At 56.2% G+C, this 23,137-nt stretch carries 17 protein-coding genes; 5 read left to right on the top strand and 12 right to left on the bottom strand.

Annotated features, from left to right (window positions below):
- Positions 1-159 precede the first annotated feature (159 nt).
- Complete coding sequence (locus ELY33_RS17815; RefSeq protein ID WP_167470051.1) at positions 160-303, top strand: hypothetical protein; 144 nt, start codon at positions 160-162, stop codon at positions 301-303.
- Between the two features lie 484 nt (positions 304-787).
- On the opposite strand, the gene recD is transcribed toward ELY33_RS17815, so the two are convergent.
- The 4 genes from recD to recC are packed head-to-tail and all read right to left on the bottom strand — an operon-like array spanning position 788 to position 10,826.
- Entirely contained in the window at positions 788-3,127 is a 2,340-nt protein-coding gene (recD, locus tag ELY33_RS06695) for an exodeoxyribonuclease V subunit alpha (protein WP_126945783.1), read from the bottom strand.
- The gene (recB, locus tag ELY33_RS06690; protein WP_126945780.1) at positions 3,124-6,846 is read right to left on the bottom strand and encodes an exodeoxyribonuclease V subunit beta; all 3,723 of its coding nucleotides are present in this window, start codon (positions 6,844-6,846) and stop codon (positions 3,124-3,126) included. Before recB ends, recD begins: the two co-directional genes overlap by 4 nt.
- A complete protein-coding gene (locus ELY33_RS06685) occupies positions 6,843-7,151 on the bottom strand; it encodes a nucleotidyltransferase family protein (RefSeq protein WP_126945777.1) in 309 nt (102 codons plus the stop codon). The genes recB and ELY33_RS06685 overlap by 4 nt, the downstream gene beginning before the upstream one ends.
- A 57-nt stretch (positions 7,152-7,208) precedes the next feature.
- Positions 7,209-10,826 (bottom strand): exodeoxyribonuclease V subunit gamma, encoded by a 3,618-nt coding sequence (recC, locus tag ELY33_RS06680; protein WP_126945774.1) that lies wholly within the window; start codon positions 10,824-10,826, stop codon positions 7,209-7,211.
- Between the two features lie 152 nt (positions 10,827-10,978).
- On the opposite strand from recC, the gene ilvD reads away from it, so the two are divergent.
- Together ilvD and chrA are read left to right on the top strand one after the other, a co-directional pair.
- The gene (gene ilvD, locus ELY33_RS06675; RefSeq protein WP_126945771.1) at positions 10,979-12,655 is read left to right on the top strand and encodes a dihydroxy-acid dehydratase; all 1,677 of its coding nucleotides are present in this window, start codon (positions 10,979-10,981) and stop codon (positions 12,653-12,655) included.
- Between the two features lie 170 nt (positions 12,656-12,825).
- Positions 12,826-14,025, top strand: a complete 1,200-nt coding sequence (gene chrA, locus ELY33_RS06670) for a chromate efflux transporter (protein WP_208644209.1) — start codon at positions 12,826-12,828, stop codon at positions 14,023-14,025.
- A 152-nt stretch (positions 14,026-14,177) separates the two neighbouring features.
- On the opposite strand, the gene ELY33_RS06665 is transcribed toward chrA, so the two are convergent.
- The gene (locus ELY33_RS06665; protein WP_009721646.1) at positions 14,178-14,450 is read right to left on the bottom strand and encodes an XRE family transcriptional regulator; all 273 of its coding nucleotides are present in this window, start codon (positions 14,448-14,450) and stop codon (positions 14,178-14,180) included.
- A 218-nt stretch (positions 14,451-14,668) separates the two neighbouring features.
- On the opposite strand from ELY33_RS06665, the gene purE reads away from it, so the two are divergent.
- Positions 14,669-15,181, top strand: a complete 513-nt coding sequence (gene purE / locus ELY33_RS06660) for a 5-(carboxyamino)imidazole ribonucleotide mutase (protein ID WP_126945765.1) — start codon at positions 14,669-14,671, stop codon at positions 15,179-15,181.
- 12 nt (positions 15,182-15,193) lie between these two features.
- Entirely contained in the window at positions 15,194-16,333 is a 1,140-nt protein-coding gene (locus ELY33_RS06655) for a 5-(carboxyamino)imidazole ribonucleotide synthase (protein ID WP_126945762.1), read from the top strand.
- Positions 16,334-16,385: 52 nt separating this feature from the next.
- On the opposite strand, the gene ELY33_RS06650 is transcribed toward ELY33_RS06655, so the two are convergent.
- The 7 genes from ELY33_RS06650 to ELY33_RS06620 form a co-directional block, all read right to left on the bottom strand.
- Positions 16,386-17,210: a TraX family protein gene (locus tag ELY33_RS06650; protein WP_126945760.1), complete on the bottom strand. Its 825-nt coding sequence runs from the start codon at positions 17,208-17,210 to the stop codon at positions 16,386-16,388.
- 127 nt (positions 17,211-17,337) lie between these two features.
- Complete coding sequence (iadA, locus tag ELY33_RS06645) at positions 17,338-18,486, bottom strand: beta-aspartyl-peptidase (protein ID WP_126945757.1); 1,149 nt, start codon at positions 18,484-18,486, stop codon at positions 17,338-17,340.
- Positions 18,487-18,630: 144 nt separating this feature from the next.
- Positions 18,631-19,428, bottom strand: a complete 798-nt coding sequence (locus tag ELY33_RS06640) for a transporter substrate-binding domain-containing protein (protein ID WP_126945754.1) — start codon at positions 19,426-19,428, stop codon at positions 18,631-18,633.
- A 343-nt stretch (positions 19,429-19,771) separates the two neighbouring features.
- A complete protein-coding gene (locus ELY33_RS06635; RefSeq protein WP_126945751.1) occupies positions 19,772-20,545 on the bottom strand; it encodes a transporter substrate-binding domain-containing protein in 774 nt (257 codons plus the stop codon).
- A gap of 137 nt (positions 20,546-20,682) precedes the next feature.
- Positions 20,683-21,414, bottom strand: coding sequence for an ABC transporter permease (locus ELY33_RS06630; protein ID WP_126945748.1), 732 nt, complete (start codon positions 21,412-21,414; stop codon positions 20,683-20,685).
- A gap of 1 nt (position 21,415) precedes the next feature.
- Positions 21,416-22,117, bottom strand: a complete 702-nt coding sequence (locus ELY33_RS06625; RefSeq protein ID WP_126945745.1) for an ABC transporter permease — start codon at positions 22,115-22,117, stop codon at positions 21,416-21,418.
- 15 nt (positions 22,118-22,132) lie between these two features.
- On the bottom strand, positions 22,133-22,903 hold the full coding sequence (locus ELY33_RS06620) for an ABC transporter ATP-binding protein (RefSeq protein ID WP_126945743.1): 771 nt from the start codon (positions 22,901-22,903) through the stop codon (positions 22,133-22,135).
- Between the last annotated feature and the right edge of the window lie 234 nt (positions 22,904-23,137).

The following is a 23,137-nucleotide window of genomic DNA, read 5'->3' as shown; positions in this document are numbered from 1 at the left end:
ATGGTCGATTTAGGCGGTATCGGTGATCAAAAAAATTCTCGCTGGCGGTGATAGGAAAAGTATTGGCGTCGCCATCACAGCTTCAGGTATCAGTTTTCTTTCACTAAAGCGTCATGAGGGAAAGGTAATATTGAGTTTTACCCTTAGGAGTTGGTAGCTATGTCACAACGCAAATGCCAGCCTTTAAGTGAAGCCGAAGTCGAGTTCTTAGTTCAATTAGCTAACGGTAATGCACTGGCACGTCAGCGCCGCAAAGATCGCGACCACAAAACAAATGGCCCAAAACCTCCACTGGGAAAGTAAAACTAATGGCTTTATTGGGACGTCAATCATGGCCGCTATTTTGATCCTACATATTCCGTGATCCAGACCATTGGATAGTCTATCAGTGCCTGAAGTTAATTTACCTATTTAAAGTAGGCGTTTTTGGCAGCACTCTGCGGCGCTTTTATCAACATCAAGAGAGCGGGCAGTCGTTGATGGCCGACAAGGTCTCTTTGCCCACTTATATCCGTTGACGCCTATGGTCATTTAAATCGCGGTGTGCGTTCAATGGCAGGCTTCAGCTTTATCACAGATTGTGACCCACCAGCAATGCGCTCATGTCTCTCCCTCCTAAAGCGTTTCTTATGGTGGTTCAAAATGAGCAGTTTTCACCGAAAATTTCGTTCTAAAATATCGGCTGACGCAAGTCGCTGACTTTTATATACGCAGGTGCTAAAAGACCGCTTTTGGCCGAACACCGACATTGCCAACACCCGCAAATGTCGGTTTTGATTATAACCTTCTACATCCCACTCACCCGCATCACTTCCCTCGTAACCGCTTCATTCAGCACCCCGCGTTTGGCTTCTACTAGCGTGAGCCAGTCGCGGGCGCGGGTGATGCCGGTGTAGACCAGCTCGCGGGTGAGAATCGGGTTGATGGTTGGCGGTAGCAGTAGGGCGGTGTGCAGGAACTCCGAGCCTTGGGATTTGTGTACCGTCATCGCGAACACGGTTTCTACCGCGTGCAGGCGGGAGGGCAGCACCCAGCGGATGGGTTTTTCCGGGTCGCTTGTCGGGAAGGCAACGCGCAAGAGTGTTTTACCCGGCGTGCCTGAACGTGAGCGCGGGTCCGGCACGGCCAGGGTGATACCGATATCGCCGTTCATCAGCTTTAGGCCGTAGTCGTTTTGGGTCACCAGTACCGGGCGTCCTTCATACCAGCCTTTCTCCAGCGTGACATCACTGCCATAAAGCAGCTTTTCCCCGCGCAGGGTTTTGGCGATGCGCAGGTTCAGGCCTTCTACTCCCCAGGGGCCTTTGCGCAGGGCGCATAGCAGCTGAAAATGGCTGTAGGCGCTTAGCACCTTAAAAGCCCAGGTATCAAAAGCGGCTGGGTTGTCCTCGAAGGATTCCCCGCGCGGGCGCTGGGCGTTGAGCGTTTTCAGGTAATGGCGGTAGCCCGTGGGTGGGGCGATGGGTTCATTGTTGTGGTTGGTGCGGCCTTCGCCACCGTTTAGAAACTTATCTGCGCTGCCGTGAATGACCAGCTTATCCAGGGCGGCATCCTCAGAAAGTGTTAGGTGGTGCAGGTCGGGGTAGCCGTGGCGCAGTACGGCGTCAACGGCCTGCTGTTTTTCCCGATCACTTTGCGCGTGGCTGGGCTGATTGATCGCCTGGGCCAATTGGCCGATGCCGCTGTATTCGTCAAAGCGGTGGCTGACCCGCAGCATGGTAATCGCTTGGTCTAGCGGCTGGCCCTGGGCATCGATATAGGCATCGGGCAGCGGCTGGCCGGTGGCGCTTGCAAGCCATTGGGCGGTTGCCGGGGTGTAGTGGGCGGCTTCAGCACGACGGCATAAATCGCCGAGTACTGAGCCAGCCTCTACCGATGCCAGCTGGTCTTTATCCCCCAGTAGCACGCACTGGGCATTGGCGGGCAGGGCGCGCAGCACAGCGGCCATCATCTCGATATCCACCATGGAGGCTTCGTCGATCACCAGCACATCCAGCGCCAGCGGGTTGGCGGCGTTGTAGCGAAAATGCCGGGTGTCGGGGCGGGCGCCTAGTAGCCTATGGAGTGTCGTTACTTCAGTGGGAATCGCTATCTCGTTGGGTACAGAAGAAGAGTGTTCACTTAATAGCGTTTCTAGCTGAGCTATCGGCAAGCTATCCACCTGCCCGGCGATGGATTCATTCAGGCGGGCGGCGGCTTTGCCGGTGGGGGCGGCCAGGCGAATGCGCAGCGGCTGGCTAGGCGAGTGGGCCAGCTGCAAGGTTTGCAGCAGGGCAAGCAAGCGCACGACGGTGGTGGTTTTACCGGTGCCGGGGCCGCCGGTAATAATGCCGAAGCGGCTGCGGGCGGCCAGGGCGCAGGCGGTTTTCTGCCAGTTCAGGGTGCTGGCGTTTTCAAATACACTGTTTTCAAGCACATGGTTTTCAAGCACATGGTTTTCAAGCACATGGTTTTCAAGCACATGGTTTTCAAACACGCGGTCTTCAAACAGAACGTTCAGCGCTTGAGGCAGCAGGTCGCGGTGAGCCTCGTCAGCCGTCGCTTCCAGGCGCGTGGCGATTTGCTGGTGCAGGGTTTGTTCGTACTGCCAGTAGCGGCGTAGGTAAAGCCGCGTGCCGATGCTGGCTTGCTGCTTGGCACCTAAACCTGAGTGAGCGTTCACTACTACCAGTGGCGTATTGCCAGGGCCATCACTGACCAGTAGCGGGTGGTGCAAGGCGGCTTGCCATTCTTTGAGTGTGAGCGTGGCCAGCACCTCGCTGGGCAGCGGCGGCGGGTCGCTTAAATCGTCGCCTTCCGGCGGCAGCGAAAGGGCAAAATCCGGCGCGTTGAGCGTGGCGTTTAAGTCCAGGCAAACGTGGCCACGGCCGAGCTGGTGGCTGGCTAGGGCGGCAGCTAGAAGCAGTAGCGCAGGGGCATCCGGTGCTTCTGTGGCTAAAAAACGCACTAAAGCGCGGTCTAAATCCCGTAGCCAGCCCCGCGCCACCCAGCGCTCGCAGAGGGCTAGTAATTCAGAGGTATCGCTTAACGCAAGGTGAGCGCTTACTGGCGCGGAGGCTGAGGAAGGCTGGGCATCCGGTGTTTCAACGGCATCGCCAAACAGGTCAAACGTTTGGGTGTCCTTCATGCGCTAGCCTCCTGCGATGTGGAATGAGGCTGAGGTGAAAGTGGCTTGCCTGCAAACAGGCTATCCAGCGCTTCGATCAATTCCACCGGGGCGGGCTCTGAAAATACCCCGCGCCCAGCGCTGCGGCTGCCGCGCAGAAACACGGTCATCGAGCCGCCCAGGTGCTGGTGGGGGTCGTAATCCGGCAGGCGCGCTTTTAACAGCCGATGCATAGCCAGCAGGTAAAGCGCAGCCTGTAGATCGTAGCGCTTAGCCAGCAGCGCATTGCGCAAGGCGTCCGGTTCGTAATCGCTGTCATTCGGCCCTAAATAATTCGATTTCCAGTCCAACACGTAAAAGCGCCCTTGGTATTCAAAGGCTAAATCGATAAAGCCTTTGAGCATGCCGTTCAGCGTGTCGGCATCTAGCGCGGGGCGCTCGACCCCTGGCAGTAAGTGCTTACTGACCAGCGCATCAATGGCTTGGGTATTAACCCGTTTGGCGGCCAGCCAGAACTCTAGTTCTACTTGGTAGCTGGTGAGTTCAGTCAGCGCGACGCTAGTTTGGTTCGGCGCGGCTAGCGGTAGCGGCGTGGTCAGTAGGTTGGAAAGCCAGCCTGCCAGTGGTTCCTGCCATGCCTGCCAGCCGCGTAGTTGCACGCGCCGCCAGAGCATGTCGTTGAGTGAATCTTGGTCGTTGGCAGCGGCCTCAAAACCTTGCCTGCCTGCCCATTCCAGCAAGCCGTGCAGGAAGGTGCCGGGGCCTGGGCCACGTGGAAACTTGTGCAGGTGGAAAGTCTCTGGCTGGGATAGTTCTTGGGATAGTTCTTGGGGTTCATCCAGCACTTCAAAGGCCGTGGCTTCCTGAGCGGTGGTGGGTTCCAGCGGCGTGGCCATGGGGGCGGTGAGGGTGCCGGAAAGGCGTAGTGCCGAGTAACTGGCAATCCACCAGTGTTCCCTGGCGGGGCGCGCTGGCGTGCGGGCGTGGCCCAGCGCCATGTTTTGCTCAGGGGGCGTAAAGCGCAGCGCCGTGGGGGCTGGCGGTTCACTGATGCAGATGTCACTGCCTTCTGCCAGCGCTTTCAGCGCCGTGGTTAATGCGGCCGGGGCGATGGGCTGGCCGCCGTTGATCAGGTAGCCCAGGGCGCTGTTTTCCAGCCCGTTGAGTGGGGCGAGCCCCAGCCAGGTGGCGTGGCGGGCGCGGGTTAGCGCTACGTAAAGTTTGCGCAGGTCTTCGCCCAGGCGTTCCCGGTCGGCGGTGGCCAGGGTGTCGTCGTCACCGTTCAGGCTGAGCTGCAGGTTGCCCAGGCCATCGTGCCAGCGCAGCGGTATGTCATCTTTCTTGACCGGGCGATGGTTGCCGATAAAGGGCAGAAACACCAGCGGATACTCAAGCCCCTTGGATTTGTGAATGGTGATTACCTTGACCAGATCCGCGTCGCTTTCCAGGCGCAGTTTGTGGCTGTCGCCGTGGCTTTCCGGGTCGGCGATGGCGTCAAACAGAAAGCGGATCAGCGCATGTTCGCCGTCAAGCTCGGCGCTGGCCTGCTGCAGCAATTCGCCAAGGTGCAGAAGGTCAGTGAGTAAGCGCTCACCGTCTTCGAACTTCGCCAGCAGGCGAGCGGGAATATCAAAATCGACCATCAGGCGGCGTACCAGTGGCAGCACGCCCTGGCGCTGCCATAAGCGGTGGTAGTGGCTGAACTGCTCTACCCGTGCTTCCCAGGCCAGTTCGTTTTGCTGCAGGTGGTCAAGTTCGGCAAGGCTTAGCCCCAGCACCGGCGTGGCCAGGGCGGCACGCAGGTGGGCTTCGGCCTGACGGGAGCTGGCAAGCGGCTCGGCGCAGGCGCGCAGCCAGCGTTCGACCTGGGGGGCCACCGGCGAGCTGAATACCTTGTCATGGTCGGAAAGATAGACACTTTTCACCCCACGGCTGGCTAGTGCTAGGCGAATGGCGCGGGCTTCCTGCAAGCCATTGACCAGTACCGCCATGTCCGAGGGCTTGAGCGGCGTCAGGGTTCCATCCTGATAAAAGCCGCTTTTCGCCTGCTGGCCTGCGTTGAGCAGTTCAGTCATATATGAAGCGCAGCGTTCGGCCATTTCCGGCTGATAAGCAGTTTTGGAAAGCGCCTCGTCACTTTCCATTGGCCACAGGGTCATGGCGGGCAGCGGCTGGCCCTGGTGAACCAGCTGTTCGTCGCGGCCTTTGGCGGCCACCTGCAGAAACGGCAGCGGGTTGTCGCCGCCTGCTTCGCGGAATAAAAAAGCCCCGGCGGGGTGCTGGTCGGCGTAGTGGAAACAGTGGTTTACCGCCTCGACCATGGCGCGGCTGGAACGGAAGTTGGTGCTCAGAGTGACGTGTCGGCCAGAGGTGTGCTTTCTGGCCTGCAGGTAGGTGAAAATATCCGCGCCGCGAAAGGCGTAAATGGCCTGCTTGGGGTCGCCGATCAGCAGCATGGCGGCGTCGCGGCGCGGGTGGGCGACGTCATACACCGCGTTGAAAATACGGTACTGAATCGGGTCGGTGTCCTGAAATTCATCAATCAGCGCCACGGGGAACTGGCGCAGTATCTGCGCGGCCAGGGCCTCTTTGTTGGGGCCTTGCAGGGCGCGGTCCAGATGGGTGAGCAGGTCATTGGGGCCCATTTCGGCGTGGCGCTCTTGCTCGCGTTCCAGGCGCACCTTGCACCACTGCACGGCGTGAATCAGCAGGTCATTGCGTGGTTCCGGCAGGGCGTTAAGGGCGGCGGGGAGTGCCTCAAACGCCTCAAAAGCTGGATGAATCGGCGGCGCTCCGTTCCAGATTTCAGCAATACCCGCAGGTGTCAGTCGTTTCCATGCAGTGACCTTTTTATCCATGTCAGGACTGACAAGATCGCTTTCTGCCCATTGCTGAATTTTATCCAGCCAGTTGCCTCGATGATCTTTGCGCATTTTGCCAGGGGCGAAGTGCTTGGCTTTTTGGCCATCGTCAAAAAGCTGACGTAGTTCATCGACCCAAGTTCTCCAGGGCGCTTTCAGTGTGGCAAGCGTGGCGCTGCGCTCGGCCTCTGCAGTGCTTAATGTTTCTGCTGGCGCAGGGCGTTGGCTGCCAAGGGCGTCGCTTTCATGGAGCAATTTGCGCACCTCGCCGTGAAGGTCGTCCGGCGATGTCCAGTAGCGGGTAATGCTGCCCAGGGCGTCGGCGTCCAGCGGGTAGTAGAAGGTGCGCCAGTAATCGCGCACCACTTCCTGCTCCAGGTCGCGCTGTTCGTTTTCCAGATTGAGCGAGAACAGGCTGCCGCTATCAAAGGCGTGTTCGCGCAGCATGCGGTAGCACCAGCTGTGAATGGTGGAAACCGCGGCTTCGTCCATCCATTCAGCGGCAAGTTCCAGGCGGCGGGCGCAGGCAGGCCAGGTGGCTTCTGCGTATTGGCTGCGAAGCTCAAGCAGCAGGGCGTCGGCACCGGCCTCATCGCTGGCTCTGAACACGGCGGCGGCTTCTACCAAGCGGTGGCGGATACGTTCACGCAGTTCCTGAGTGGCAGCGTTGGTGAAGGTGACCACGAGAATTTCCGGCGGCGTCAGCGGGTGCACAAAGGCCGTATCATCTTCGCTGTGCTGGCCACCCAGCACTAGGCGTACATACACCAGCGCGATGGTGAAGGTTTTTCCCGTGCCCGCACTGGCTTCAATCAGGCGGCTACCGTGGAGCGGCAGCGTAAGCGGGTTGAGTGGGGTGGGTGTGTCAGCCTGGCTCATGCGGCTTTCTCTGTGTCAATGGGCTGTGACTGGGCCAGCGCGATTGCCTGGAAAGGCGTGGGTTCTGATTCCGATATATAGGTCAGAATATCCACGGGTAGCTGAAGACGTTCTTCCAGTGCCATTTTAAGTTCGGCGCAAGTCAACAGCGGAATGGCTGCCGGAGCCATCAACAATAAATCAACATCACCGCCGCGCTTTGAATCATCCAGACGTGAGCCAAACACATGGATATCTACCTGGGCCCCTGCAAACTCGCGTACGGCTGAAAAAATGGTGTCGCGCTGTGCTTGAGTGAGACGCATGGAAGACGCTCCTTGCCTGAGTGGCGTTATTAAAGACCTTGTTGAAATCTTAGCACTTTAGCGGGTTTTGCTGATATCCGGCCTTTTTACCGCCTTGAACAGCGGGGCGTAGAGGGCGTCTGTCAGCGTGGCGAAGGTGTGTGTCTGACCATCAAGCGCCTCGGTGCGGTCGAAAAACAGCCGTTCGAAGCGCGGCCATTGGTGGCTGAGGTAGGCGCTTTGGGAGGCTTCGCCGGTGTGCTGGTAGCCGTTTTCGTAGACTTTTTCAGCAGCGGCGTAGGCGTCACTTTCCCGGCCTTTTTCCAGGGCGATGTCCGGCGTGCCGAGCTTGTTCAGCCAGGCAAAAGCGGCCTGCGCTGCCAGCGGTAGCGGGGCCTGTAGGCCTTGCTGCCAGAGGCCTAACTGGGTTTTCAGGTGCGTGCGGGCAGTGTCGGCATCCAGTGGCTCCAGGGTGATATTGCCCGCCTTGGAAAGCAGCTGTGTGGTCGTCGGACCGCTGAGGTTGCCCGCCAAGTGCGCAACCCAGTGGCGCAGTAGGTGATGCCACTGGTATTTGCCCTTCTTGATCAGGCTGCTGCTGAGCAACAGCAGGCGGCAGCGGTGGCCGTCGTCATCCTGGCGTAGCTCGCCTAGCCAGTCTTCCAGCGTGATGCCGTTATGTTCGAGGTGAACGGCGCTTGGGGCATCCTGGGCGTGTGGCCAAGCGGCCAGGGCGTCCTCGTAGGCAGTGAACAGGGCTTCCATGGGCTCGGCGAGGTCGTTACGCATGCGCTCGCCAAAGGCGCCCATGGCGAGTACGCCTTGGCCTTGGAAGCGTTCAAGGGCGTCGTGGAGCGCTTCAATGCGCGGTTCGCCGTTGTCGATGGCATGGCGTTGGGCGGCGATCAGGCGGTCTTGCAGCTGCCAGTTTTGCAAGCCATCCAGCGCGAAGGGTTCGTCGTCCAGCTCGGCCAACGCTTCCTGCTCGAAATAGACGCCTAGCCGAGTGTTGAAGAAAGTGCGCGCCGGTTCGCGTAGAAAACTGCCTAGCTGGCCGAGCGTCAGACTGGTTGGGGTGTTTTCTGGCGCAACAAGGGTTGCTTGGGTTGCTTGTGAAGTACGCGGTGCATGAACGTCGCGCCATTCGTGGGCATAGGTGAACAGCCGACCGTTGTTTTGCGTATCGTTAAAATAAGCGCGGCTGAAGGGTTGCAGCGGGTGCTCGGTGGTCAGCGCTTCCAGCAGCGGCGTGCCGTTGTCACTCTGCCAACCTGCTGCCAGATGGTCGCGCAGCTGGCCGACCAGCACTGAAGGCGGTAGCGGCGAGTTGTCGATTTGGCTTCTGCCGACCCAGCTAATATAGAGCTGATCCCGGGCGGAGAGCAGCGCTTCCAGAAACAGGTAGCGGTCGTCTTCCCGACGGGAGCGGTCGCCGGGGCGGTAATCACTGCCCATCAAGTCAAAATCCAGTGGCGGCTGTGAGCGGGGGTACTCGCCGTCGTTCATGCCCAGCAGGCACACGCGCTTAAACGGAATGGCACGCATCGGCATTAACGTGGCGAAGTTAACGGCTCCGGCTAAAAAGCGCTGGGAAAGGCTGTGTTCGTCAATCTGCGCTAGCCAGTGTTCGCGCACCATGGAGAGCGGCAGCGGTTCGGTTAGCTGGGCTTCCTCACTGCTTTCCAGCATCTGTTGCAGGCCGTTTTCCAGCTTGGTGAGCATGACGCTTTCTTGGGCATCGTCGGTGAGAAAGAAGGTTTCCAGCAGCGTGCGCAGTCGCGTTACCCAGCTGGCCGCATTGGTGGGCCGGCAGAAAATTTCCCAGGTGGCTTCGAGTTTTTCCAGTAGGGTGGCCAGCGGCCCGGCAAGACCCGCTTCCAGCCCGCCGATATCGTCAAACGGTTCAATTCCATGCCATGCATGGCCTTCACCCACGGTGTAGCCCAGCAGCAGGCGGCGCAGGCCAAAGGCCCAGGTGTTCTGGCTTAGCCCGCCAGGTAGTTCTAAGGTTTGGCGTTGCTTGGCATTCAGCCCCCAACGAATGCCTGCGCCTTCCATCCAGCGTTCTAGCACCGGCAGGTCGCGCTCTTCCAGCCCAAAGCGCTGGCGTAAAGCGGGCACATCGAGCAAGTCCAGCAAATCGCTGACCGATAGGCGCAGTTCTGGCAGGCGCAGCAGTTTTTCCAGGGCAATCATTAGTGGCAGGCGGTGGCGGCTGGCTTGGTCGGAAAGTGTATAGGGAATATGCCGTGGGTCATCATTTTGCAACTGACCAAACACCGCAACGATATGCGGCGCGTAGCGGTCGATATCCGGCACCATGACGATAATATCCCGCGGGCGCAGGTTGGGGTCGGCGCTGAACGCTGCTAGCAGTTGGTCGTGGAGAATCTCGACTTCCCGCTGGGGGCCATGGGCAATATGAAACAAAATAGAATCATCATCGGCAGGCACCGCTGGCCAGTGATCCTGGGTTTCCGCCACGGGGCGCAGTTCGCGAATATCGTCTTGCAGTTGGCTGAGCAGGCATTTGCGATCAACGCCGTTAAACGGCTCGAACATATCAATGCGTAGCGCCTGCTGCTCGAATAGCGTCTGGTAACCGCCGGTGTCGTCATGTTCGTCCAGCAGGCGCAGGTAGTCGCGGCCCTGCTTGCCCCAAGCGGCCAGCAGCGGCTGGGCGTGTAAATGCAGGGCATCGTCGGCATCGCCGGTGCCCAGCACATCCAGCGCTTCCGGCATGCCGGTTTTGCGCCGCTGGCGGTAGCGGTTGGCACGTAGTAAATCTTTGTGTTCGATGATGTCCGCCCAGTAGAACTGGCAAGGGTTATGTACACACAGCACAATTTGGCAGCAGCGAGAAAGCGCTGACAGCGCTTCCAGAGTTTGTTGGGGCAGCGATGAAATACCAAAAATAATCAGCCGACGGGGTAGGCCGGGCGGGCAGGCTTGGCCCTCTAGCTGCTCGGTGGCTTTCAGGAAACGCTGGTGTACCTGGGCGCGGCTGCTGTTGAGGCCTGCCTCGCCTTGGGTGGTGGCAACGTCTTCGCGCAGAATGCGCCACAGTGCGGGCTGCCAGCGCTGGTGTTCTTCCAGCGGGCGGGCTTCGCCTTTGGCGGTAATCAGTACGTCGTCACCGTTGGCCCAGGCGTCTAGCCAGTCGGCGCGGTAGACCTGGTACTGGTCAAACAAATCCGCCAACCGCTCGGCCAGCTGGTAGTGTTTGCGCTGGTCGCGGTCGACTTCCAAAAACTGGGCCAGCGGCGCGAACACTTCCTGCCCGGATAGGCTAGGCAGCAGGCGCAACAGCCGCCAGACCAAACGCGATTTATCAAACGGCGAGGTTTCCGGCACCGCGTCGCCATCCTGATCAATATGCGTTAGCACCGTGCGGTAGGCTTGCCATAGAAACCGCGCAGGCAGCATGACATCTAATGCGGCAGCGATACCCGCGCCGCCATTTTCCGGGTCTTCTGCCAGTGCTAGTTTTAACCACTGCCCAATACCGTTGCTCTGCACCAGAATGGTTTCATTTTCCAGTGGCCCCAGCGGGTGCAGACGCATCCACTGCACGGCTAGCCCGCGCAAATCTTCCAGGCGATTTGCGTGCACCACCATAAAGCCAGGGGTAAGCGACGTTGGCTTAAGCGATGTTGGCGAGAGCGGTGTTGGTAAGCACGGTGAATTGGCAGGCATGCGGGGGTGTTCCTTCACAGCATTAGGCATTGGGAATAGCGCGTAACACTATGGTGCCATAAGTTAAGTGTCTTGCGGGATGCGCGTTATATCGCCAAGCTATGCGGATACCGTGAGTCAAGCGATGTGAGTCAAGCAAAGAGGAATTCCCCATGAGCGAGCCTACTAATAATACCCGCCGTCATTCTGCCCAGGTGGTAGATGGCCCTGGCAAAGCGGCCAGCCGAGCGATGCTGCGGGCGGTGGGGTTTAATGATGATGACTTTACCAAGCCCCAGGTGGGCGTTGCGTCTACCTGGAGCATGGTGACGCCCTGCAATAGCCATATTGGTGAGCTGGCTGAGTTCGCCCGCGATGGTGCCGATGCAGCGGGCGGCAAAGGGGTGATTTTTAACACCATCACGATTTCCGATGGTATCGCCAATGGCACGGAAGGCATGAAGTATTCGCTGGTTTCCCGCGAGGTAATTGCCGATTCCATTGAAACCGTGGCGGGCTGTGAGGGCTTTGATGGGCTAGTGGCCATCGGCGGCTGCGACAAAAATATGCCGGGCTGCATTATGGGTTTGGCGCGGTTGAACCGCCCCAGTGTGTTTGTTTACGGTGGCACCATTATGCCCGGCAAGGGCCATACCGATATCGTGTCGGTGTTTGAAGCGATGGGCGCGCATTCCCGTGGTGATATCGATCTGATTGAGCTGAAAAACATTGAAGAAACCGCCATTCCTGGTCCTGGTTCCTGCGGCGGCATGTACACCGCTAATACCATGGCGTCTGCCATTGAAGCGCTGGGCATGAGCCTTCCAGGTAGTTCGGCGCAGAACGCTATTTCCCAAGAGAAGCGCGACGACTGTAAGGCCGCTGGCGAGGCGGTATTAGCGCTGCTGGTTAGCGATATCAAACCGTCTGACATCATGACCCGCGAGGCGTTTGAGAACGCAATTACCGTGGTGATTGCGTTGGGCGGTTCCACTAACGCGGTGCTTCATTTGATTGGTATGGCGCGCACCATTGGCGTGGAACTGACCCTTTCCGACTTCACCGAGATCGGCAAGCGCGTACCGGTAATCGCTGACCTGCGGCCCAGTGGCCACTATATGATGAGCGAACTGGTGGCGATTGGCGGGATTCAGCCGATGATGAAGATTCTGCTGGATGCCGGGCTGCTACACGGCGATTGCCTGACAGTGACGGGTAAAACGCTGGCCGAAAACTTAGCAGACGTTGAGCCTTACCCAATGGATCAACAGATTATTGCGCCGCTGGGGAATCCGCTTAAAGCCGAGAGCCACCTGCGTATTCTGTTTGGCAACTTGGCGCCGGAAGGTGCGGTGGCCAAGATTACCGGTAAAGAAGGCACCCGCTTCAGCGGTTCTGCTCGCGTATTTGGCTCTGAAGAAGAAGCTCAAGCGCGTATTAACGACGGTACGGTAGTCGCGGGTGATGTAGTGGTGATTCGCTATGAAGGCCCGAAAGGTGGCCCCGGCATGCGCGAAATGCTCACGCCCACCTCTGCCATTATGGGGCGCGGCCTGGGCAATGATGTGGCGTTGATTACCGACGGCCGTTTTTCTGGCGGTAGCCATGGCTTTGTTGTCGGGCACGTATCGCCAGAAGCCTTTGATGGCGGCCCGCTGGCGCTGATAGAGGATGGTGATGCGATTACCATTGACGCGGAAGCCGACACCATTGAGGTGGATATCAGTGATGAAGAAATGATGCGTCGCCGGGCCGCCTGGCAGCAGCCAGAACCGCGCTATCGTAAAGGCGTGCTGGCGAAATACGCCAAATTAGTGAGTTCTGCCAGTACAGGGGCGATAACAGACTAAGCGTAAGCAGGTTTAACTCTGGTTTTTAACTCTGCCTTTTAAGTCTGTTTTTTAAGTCTGTTTTTTAAGTCTGCTTTTTAACGATGTTGATTAATCGTGTCATAAAGCGTTCAAGCGCAAGGGCTAGTAATAAAGCCTTGCGCTTTTTCATTGGGTGAATGGTGAGCAAAATGACACAACAGGGATTGCCACGCGGGCGGGTAAGCGAAGTATTTTGGGCGTTTTTGGCTCTGGGTCTCACCTCGTTTGGCGGCCCGGTGGCACACTTGGGCTATTTCCGTACGGCCTTTGTGGAACGCCGCCAGTGGTTAAGTGAAAGCGCCTATGCTGATCTTGTTGCACTGTGCCAATTTTTGCCGGGGCCAGCGAGCAGCCAAGTAGGTTTTGCCTTAGGCCTGATGCGCGCTGGGCCGTGGGGAGCGGCAATCGCATGGCTGGCCTTTACGCTGCCTTCTGCCATTGTGTTGGTGTTATTTGCTTTTGGCGCGGCGGTGCTGGATGGTCCAATTGCCAGCGGTATTATTCATGGCTTGAAAGTCGTCGCGGTGGCCATTGTGGCCCACGCCGTATGGGGGATGGCGCGTACCCTATGCCCAGATAAAACCCGCGCCGGAATTGCGCTGGCGGCGATATTGGTTGTGGTAATGGTCAGCGGGCCGCTGGGGCAGGTAGCCGCTATTGTGCTGGGCGGTATGGCGGGGTTGGTACTATGCCGCAGTAGTGCCGCCGCCGCGCCTGGCGAGCCACTGCAGTTTCCGGTCTCCCGCTGCGCAGGGATGATCGCGCTGGGGCTATTCGCTTCGCTGCTAGTAGTGCTTCCGTTGCTGGCGGGCAGTGCCTTGTGGCTAACGGTGGCGGATGCGTTTTATCGTTCTGGCGCGCTGGTGTTTGGCGGCGGGCATGTCGTCTTGCCACTGTTAGAAGCGGAAGTGGTGCAGTCTGGCTGGGTGAGTGCAGATGAATTCTTGGCAGGCTATGGCGCTGCGCAGGCGGTACCAGGGCCACTGTTCACGTTTGCTGCGTATTTAGGCGCGCTGCTGCCGGGTATGAATGGAGCTGTTGGTGCGCTGCTGGCATTGCTGGCGATCTTTATTCCCGGTTTTTTGCTGTTGGTGGGAGTGCTGCCCTTTTGGAATCATTTTCGCCGCTGGCAGAGCGCCCAGGCATTGATGCGCGGGGCTAATGCAGCAGTAGTCGGTATTTTAGGTGCGGCGCTGTATCAACCGGTATGGACAAGCGCGATTATTGGGCCTTATGAATTTGTGTTGGCGCTAACGGGCTTTTTGTTACTTACCGTTTGGAAGCTACCGGCGTGGATAGTCGTAATTATCGTGGCGCTGGGTGGTGTCGTTGTTGGGTCGCCGCTGTAGAGCGGTGGAAGAGCGGAGACCCCGTCCCAGGAGCTGGGACGGGGATTATAGGAATAAAGCACATGTAAAACAGGTTTTAAGATGGTTCTTAAGATAGCTTTTAAGATGGTTTTTAAGATAGCTTTTTAAAAAATTCTCTATAGCAGCTGTTGCTATGGCGTCTCCAGTTCTAAAGTGCGACGTAGAACATTGAGCTCGTCAATGCCTAGATGCTCTAACCTTCCGGCGAGCAGGTCGCTGATCTTTTGCACTGGAAGCCCAGCCCGTCGGGCTATTTCGCGGCTTCCCAGGTCTGATACTGCGATCAGGCGGGTAATAATACGCATGAGGCGCGTACGTTTTTCTAAATCCCTGACATCGAGGTCAGGGCTGCTTCGCGGAGGATCTAGCGTTTCTGCGTGAGCAGTTGAGTATGCCGTACTCATGTGACTCCATCAGTCTGAAATGACAAGCACACAATGCCGCCAAGTCGCGCGCTTTTCAATGCTACTTTGATTAAAATTTCGATCTATTTACAAACGCGCTCTCAGCGACTGGCTCTGGTAAACTATGCGCCTTCTAATTTCCTGGTGAGCCGCTTGCGACACACGGCACATTAAACGCTTGATTGCTATAGCAGGCCCTTTGGCCGAGGAGTTTTTGCATGTCGAACAGCGCACCCAAAGTGGGCGTGATCATGGGGTCGAAATCTGACTGGCCTGTCATGGAACACGCGGTGGCGATGTTAGAGCGGCTGGGCGTTCCTTATGAAACCCGCGTTGTCTCCGCTCATCGCACCCCTGACTTGTTGTTCGATTACGCCAAAAGCGCCGCTGAGCGTGGCCTGCAAGTGATTGTCGCGGGCGCTGGCGGTGCTGCCCACTTGCCCGGCATGGTGGCTTCCCAAACGCCGCTGCCGGTGCTGGGGGTGCCGGTGGAATCCAAAGCATTGAAAGGCCTGGATTCGCTGCTTTCAATTGCGCAAATGCCGGGTGGCATTGCCGTTGGTACGTTGGCGATTGGTAAAGCGGGCGCGACCAATGCTGGCTTGTTGGCAGCGCAGATTGTCGGTTTGCAAGACGCCGCGGTGCGTGAAGCGGTTGAGACCTTCCGCGCTGAGCAAACCCAAACGGTGCTGGATAATCCAGATCCTCGCCCCGATGCGGAAGCGAATTAAGGAGCCCTGTTAATGAACGCTGGCATCTCAAAGAACATCGGTGTGTTGGGTGCAGGTCAGCTTGGTCGCATGTTGGCATTGGCTGGGTACCCGCTAGGCAATCGGTTCACCTTTTTAGACACGACCGGTAACCCGAGCGCTGGTATTGGTGAGGTGATTGTCGACCCCAATAACCAGCACTTAGCGGAATTTCTCGATAAGGTCGATGTGGTGACCTATGAATTTGAGCACCTGCCGGTGGCTCTGGTTGAGCAAATAGAACAACACAAGCCTGTGTACCCTGGTAGCAGAGCAATTGCGGTGTGCCAAAACCGTGTTGAAGAAAAAGCCTTATTCGACCGATTAGGCATACCTACCCCCGCTTATCGTGTTGTTGAGAGCGCCGAACAGCTTGAGGCGGCCGCTAATGAGTTGGGCTGCCCTGTTGTCGCTAAATCGGTGACAGAGGGTTACGACGGAAAAGGGCAGGCGGTGTTGAAAGCGCCGGAGCAGGCCATAGAGGCGTGGAACAGCATTGGCCACCAACAACTAATCGTTGAAGCATTTGTCGATTTTGTCCGTGAAGTCTCGATGATTGCTGTGCGCGGTCGCGATGGGGAGGTCGTGTTTTACCCCATGGCGGAAAACCAGCATGTGGGCGGTATTTTGCGCTATTCCGTTGCGCCGTTGCCGGATTTAGCTGCCAGCGTTCAAGAGACCGCCGACAGTTATATTCGCATGCTGTTGGATGAACTGGATTACGTTGGCGTGATGGCGTTGGAGTTATTTCAAACACGAGATGGCAACTTGCTAGCTAACGAGATGGCCCCACGGGTTCACAATTCTGGCCACTGGACCATGGATGGCGCGGTCACCAGCCAGTTTGAAAACCATCTGCGCGCTGTACAAGGTCTTCCGCTAGGCAGTACTCAAGCTATTGCGCCTACCTGCATGGTGAACGTGATTGGCCAGGAAGGTGGCAACGCCGCGATGCTGGCGATTGGCAATACCCACCTGCACCGTTATGACAAGGAAGAGCGTGCAGGGCGCAAGCTGGCACATGTCAATATCATCGCTGACACGCATGCTGAACTGCTTGAAAAGGTGCGTGCTTGCCAAGCATTATTGCCCGATGCGCCGCCAGTAGCGTGGAGTTTTGAAGCCTCGCTTTAGATTGAGTGGTTATTACTGCGAAGCCGCCCAACGAGGGCGGCTTTTTGGTTGGTTAACCTGCCAGTTGGCCGCTAAGTAGCAGCCATAGCGCAATCAAGGCAAAGTGTCCTGGATACCAAGCAAGCCATAGGCGGCGCGGCATGGTCAGGGCGACGGGGGGAATACGTTGGGCAGCACCTGCCGCCAGCATTAGCACCACCACACAGGTGCCTACGGTGAACGACTTTGCCATATCTGAAGCATTCATTTGCCCTGCAATCCAAAGCACGGGAAACGCGGCCAAACCCGCCCAAAAGCGCGATTTCAGCGCGTCGCGAGTTTCGTTTAACGCCTGCAAGGCGAACATTAATAGCGGAATTAGTAGCAAACCGTTATGGCCGTACTCCACCCAGAAACCCAGCAGATACCAAACGGTCACCCCGACGGCTGCGCCAAGCATTATCCACGCTAACCCAAGGGTTTGCTGTTGATAATGCTGCCAGCCTTGGCGAACCAGCGCACCCAACGCTAAGCCGCAAGCAAGCGTGAAGCAGACGTTAAGGATAAAGTCGTCGGATGTGCGTGGCATCAGCATGTAAGGTAACTGAGCTACTAGGCCAATCACTAATATACGGCGGGAGTAACGCAGTGGGTTACGGGTATTAAACAGTCCGTGCCAGGCCACCATCGCCGCAAACAGCGGAAATGCGATGCGGCCAATAGAAGAACCCGCCCAGCTTAAATCCCACTCACCCGGTAGCACATAGCGGGTGAGGTGATCCACGGTCATGGTGAATAGCGCTAGCCATTGCCCCCAGGCGGTCCAATGAGAAGAGGGGCGCGCATCATGGGAAGAAGCCGCCTCTGTTGATGCATTTGCAGTCGTTTGTTCAGCCATGAGACTTCCTTGAGAATTTCCTTACTGGATGACAGACTCGGTTTGACTGAGCAAGTTCGTTACACGTTTAGCCATATTGCTGCAGAGCGCTTCAACGGGGGCTCTCATTCAACTGGGGCTTTCAATATCATGCGTTACTATCATAAACGGGTTTGCCCAACGCCCACACCTGATCAATGGCCCAGCGCGCTTCGGCAAGCACGATAAAGTCTGCGTCTGTTCCTGCCGTAAGGCGACCTTTACGGGGCAGTTTTAGCGTATCGGCAGCGGTTGTCGATGCACACCTGACGGCATGCTCAAACGCGACTTGGTGATCATCGATACATTCGCCGAGCACCTCAAATAAACTGTTTAGCCTGCCGGGTTTTAACCCCACAAAGCGGCGCTGGTCGTCGAACTCTGGCAGCGAGGCATTGGCATCTGAAGATAGGCTTATCTGACGGGGGTCAATGCGCGCTTTTAGCGCTCTGGCGACGGCTTCTGCTGCGGGTACCTCGCCGCCTGCTAATAACTCTGGTGTCGTGCTGGTAGTGAAGTCGATAAACCCGCCCTCGCGAGCAAAGCGCAGGCCATCTTTAAATAATTCAGCGGTACGATTGATATGGGTAGGGTAGAACTGTGAAAGCGGAATTGCGCTGTGTTTCGCGACGTTGCGCAGCGGTTCCAAGTGGGTGTCGGCATCGCCGGTATGGATGAAGACTATCCCTGATTTTCCTGCCAGCAAGCCTGCAGTACGAGCATCGGAAGCAAGTCGCGTTAACTCCTGGGTGGTTGGTTGAGACCCTCGGTGATCGCTAATAGCGACTTCGCCCACGCCAATAAACTCTGGAATATAGAGAATATCGCTGGCAATGGAGCCGGTAAGCGTTACCGGAGGAAGTTGATAAGAACCGGTGTAGGCATAGGCGGTTAAGCCCCCAGCGGCGAGTTCGCGGGCTTTGCCGATCAAATTAGCGGGAGTGCGTGTCAGTGCATCGGTGCCTAGGGCGCCAACGAGCGTCGTGACGCCTGAGGCATAGGCATCTTCCAAGCTGAGTTCTGCCGTTCGGTTGCCAAATCCACCTTCACCGCCGCCACCGATATAGTGCACCAAGGGGTCAACTAAGCCAGGAATGACCCGACGCCCTTCAAGATCGACGGTGGGAATTAATGGCCCTAGGTTGACCGGTTCAGACGCCTCTAAAATGGCTGCAATACGCTGGTCGGCGATAAGCAGATGGCACAGGCCGCGGGGTTCTGGCGAGAAAAGCTGGGCGTTTTTAACAAGAGTCAGCATGTGCTTCCCAAGGGAATCAGCAGGTGGTAAATGTGCGCCGACCAGTGGTCGGCGCAGAGAACGTGCTTATCGTCAGTACTGATAATCAGTACTGATAGCCCGTACTTACAGGCCGTACTTGCAGGCCGTACTTACAGGCCGTACTTATAAGCGTACATCGTAGTTGAAGTAGCGGTTCATAATTTCATCGTAGGTGCCGTCTTCTTTCAGGGCGCTTAGTGCTTCGTTGAAGCGCTCTGCCAGGGCGTCGTCGCGTTGGCGAAACGCCACACCAACTCCTTTGCCGAAGATATGCTCAGGCTGTTTGATAAAATCGCTAATGCGCTGGAAATCACTTTCCGGTGTGTCAATTTCAATCGCAGCTTCAGCAATCGGGTAGTCCATAAAGGTAAGATCCAATCGCTCGGCCATTAAGTCGGTGACTACGTCATCGACACCGGTATAGCGACGGATCTCTAGTACGTCGCCGTATAGCTCAGTAACGTAGTTATCTTGCAGTGTTGCCCGCTGAACACCCACGGTTAGACCCTCTAGGCTGGCGCGGTCTTCAATGTCGATGTCTCGCCCTTGCGTGGTGATCCAAGCGCTGGGCGTTGTGTAATAGGCTTCTGAGAACAGCACACGCTGGGCACGCTCATCAGTAATCGCCATGGATGACATAATGGCATCGTAATTACGGGCGAGAAGGCCGGGAATAATACCATCCCAGTCCTGCTCGACCCAGGTGCAGTTGGCTTCTAGGTACTCACAAACCGCGTTGCCAAGCTCGATTTCAAAGCCGCTAAGTGTGCCGTCTGCTTCACGGTACATAAAAGGTTCATAAGGGACATCGACACCAAGACGAATATCATCGTAGTCACGGGCGTCGACATGGGGGGCAACAAAAGCTGTCGAAAAGCCAACCGCTAAGATAGCGGCGAGGGGTAGCGTTGCATAACGCATAGTAGTCTCCTGAAGCGATTTTTAGGTATTGATAACATGCCTAGCGGCGATTATTTATGAGCTAAAGCATGTGGGATGCGCTAAGCGCAGGGGCGTAATGCGTTATTTTTGCATTACTAAGATCACGCGCAGGGGCGTGGGATGGCACGGGCGTGCCAAAAGGGGAAGGCTATTCGTCGAACCACTCACTCAGATAAAAGCAGGCGATCTCGCTGCAATTATCTGGGCAAAGAGCGCATAGAGCTGAGGGCAGAGCCGGCGCTGAAAAGTAGTGTGTGTGCATGATGGCTTCTCGCGGTATAAGCCTCCCCGATAGGGGGAGGCATACACGGGCTGCTATCGCTTACTCTTCTTCGCCAAAGTAGCGAGCGAAGATTTCGTCGTAAGTGCCGTCTTCTTGAAGTTCCGCAAGGGCTTTATTGAATTTCTCAGCCAGCGCTTCGTCGCGTTGGCGGAAGGCGATACCAAAGCCGTCACCGAAATACTCTTTTGGCTCGCTAATGCGCTCGCCAACCACGACGTATTCTGCTTCTTCACTTTCTAACAGCGTCGACTGGCCGATCGGGAAGTCGAGGAAGACGATATCCAAACGTTGTGCTTCCATATCCAGCACCATGTCATCGGCAGTGGAATAGCGGCTGATGTTGGCAACGCTGTTAAAGTTATCGGTCACGTAATTATCTTGCAGTGTCCCGCGCTGCACGCCAATCGTTTTCCCTTTCAGGGTTTCTTCATTGGCTTCACTGATATTTAAGCCGCTGGGTGCGAACCAGGCAGACGGCATAGTGATATAGGGGTCGGAAAACAGTACTTGCTCGCGGCGCTCATCATTGATTGTCATGGAAGATATGATGGCATCGTAGTTACGTGACATTAGACCAGGAATAATGCCGTCCCACTCTTGCTCGACCCACTCACAGGTCACGCTCATGCGCTCACATAGTGCGTTGCCAAGGTCAATATCAAACCCCGTCAGCTCGCCATCGGCGGTGCGGTATTCCATTGGCTCGTAGGGAACGTCGACACCAATGCGCACATTGTCGTAGTCCCGCGCCTGGGCAGAGGACGCTGCAGCAATGGCAAGGCCAAGCACAGACAGTGTTAGTAATTTTTTCATTCTTATACTCCGTAGAAATCAGATTCACTAGAAGTGATCCCTTTTAACGTACCCTAGGTTGGGGCGAACGAAAAGAGGGAACAGTGCTATGAACCAACGTTTGTTTGACGGTAAAGCAAACAAGGTGGTTTTTATTACTAAGTGTTTTGTGGCCGTAAGTGAGCCAGCAGCTTTTTCTCCAGAAATCGGAAGAAATACAAAATGGCAAACGTAAGACAAAGGTAGATCGCCGCTACAAACAAGAAAGCATCAAACGGTGCGTAAAAACGCGCATAAACGAAGCGGGCAGCCCCTGTCAGATCCATCAGCGTGACAACACTGGCAATGGCGCTGGCATGCAGCATAAAGATGACTTCGTTGCCATAAGCGGGCAAGGCACGCCGAAAGGCACTGGGCATAATAATGCGCCGCATCATTAGGCTTTGTGACATGCCGTAGGCCCTGGCAGCTTCAATTTCCCCTTTGGACGTCGCTTTAATAGCCCCTCGGAAAATCTCGGTGGTATACGCTGCCGTGTTGAGTGTGAAAGCGATCAAGGCAGGGTAGAACGCTTCCCGAAGGATTGGCCAAAAAAATGTTTCCTGGATGCCATCGATAAACACCACGCCGTAGTAAATGATGTATAGCTGAATCAGCAGTGGCGTGCCACGAAAGATATAGGTGTAAAAATAGATCGGTAAGCTAATCCATTTATGCTTTGAGCTGCGCATAATGGCAAGCGGTACTGCCAGCACTAATCCTGCTACCAATGAAAGGAATACAAGCTGGGTCGTCATGACTAACCCTTCCCAGTAGTAGCCTAACGTGGTGGGGGTGAAAATTAAATTGCCAGCTAGCAGGTCGTTGAACCACGCAGAAATATCCAGCATTTCACTGCCCCCCAAAGCCGATGTCGTAACGTTTTTGTAGCCGCACGAAAATCCACTCGGATACGCTAGCAATCAGCAAATAAACCGCCGCTACAGGAAGTAGAAAAGCAAAGGGTTCATGGGTGGCACGGGAAGCTTCTGCGGCCACGCGAACCATATCAGTCAAGCCAATCACTGAGACGAGTGCGGTTGTTTTAAGCAGCACCATCCAATTGTTGGATAAGCCGGGGAGTGCGTGGCGCATCATTTGTGGAAAGCGAATGCGCCTGAATACCAAGGCATTACTCATGCCGTACGCTTTTCCCGCTTCGATCTGGCCATTATCTACCGCCATAAATGCACCGCGAAAGGTTTCACCCATGTAGGCCCCGAAAATGAACCCAATGGTGATCACACCCGCTGCGAAAGCATTGAAATTAATATAGATATCAATTTCATAGTTGTAGTAGAGCATGTCGCTGATGGCGTTGACGCCGATCTGGCCACCAAAGAACAGCAACATCATCAGCACCAAGTCCGGCACGCCGCGAATCACGGTGGTGTACACCGTCGCTGTGCGTCGTAAGAACCAGTTGCGTGACATTTTGGCAGTTGCCGTTAACAAGCCAAGTATTATGGCTAAGATGAGCGACAGTACCGCTAATTGAATTGTAACGCCCGCCCCTTCGATCAGGCGGGGGCCATAACCTTGCAAATCAAGCATGGTGTGCCTCGCTGATCAATATTTGGGGGCCAGGAATTGCTTTAAGCGCGGTGACTGCGGGTTGCCTAACACATCAGCAGGCGGACCAGCTTCTTCTACCAACCCTTGGTGCAGGTAAATCACCTTGCTGGATACATCTCGGGCAAAGCTCATCTCATGAGTGACCACCACCATGGTGCGCCCTTCATCGGCCAAGCCGTGCATTACCTTCAACACGTCGCCGACTAGTTCCGGGTCAAGGGCAGACGTAGGCTCATCAAACAGCATGACTTCTGGGTCCATCGCGAGCGCCCTAGCAATCGCGCCACGCTGCTGCTGACCACCGGACATTTGCGCCGGGTAGGCATCGGCGCGCGCACTTAGCCCAACGCGTTCGAGCAGTGCATGTGCGTGCTCGATAGCTTCTTTTTTGGGTTTTTTTAGTACATAGATAGGCGCTTCGATGATGTTTTCAAGCAATGTCATGTGGGCCCATAAATTAAAGCTCTGGAACACCATCGACAGCTTGGCACGCATTTGCACAACCTGTTTCCAATCGGCAGGTTCGCGGCCGTGTCTGGTTGTTTTAAAACGAATTTGATCGCCATGGACGAACAATTCACCCTCGTCAGGCTGTTCGAGGAGGTTCATACAGCGCAAGAAGGTACTTTTGCCAGACCCCGATGCACCAATCAGAGTGATAACATCACCCTTTTGGGCTTCGAGAGAGAGGCCTTTCAGGACTTCTGTATCGCCAAAGCGCTTTTTTATATTGCGCACTTCAAGGGGAGTAGGCGTATCAGCCATAACAGTGGCTCCAGTACAGGGTTGCCGCAGCAGCAACAGGTTTAAAACACGTGCTTAATAGGCGGCTGGCGCGAAAAAAGGGGCGATTCTATCAGGCCTTACACATATTACGTGCTTTCCTTATTTGATAAATAAGAAAAAACGTTTGTTTTAATGCGCGTTTATCAGCCTGGAAATGCCTCTACGTTATTATTGTTAAAACAATTTTTAACAGTTTTGCTTAGTATGGACGTG

Source organism: Vreelandella andesensis, from assembly GCF_003989795.1.
GTDB classification, from domain to species: domain Bacteria; phylum Pseudomonadota; class Gammaproteobacteria; order Pseudomonadales; family Halomonadaceae; genus Vreelandella; species Vreelandella andesensis.
Note: the sequence above shows the minus strand (reverse complement) of the source record. Positions and strands in the feature narration are given on the sequence as shown.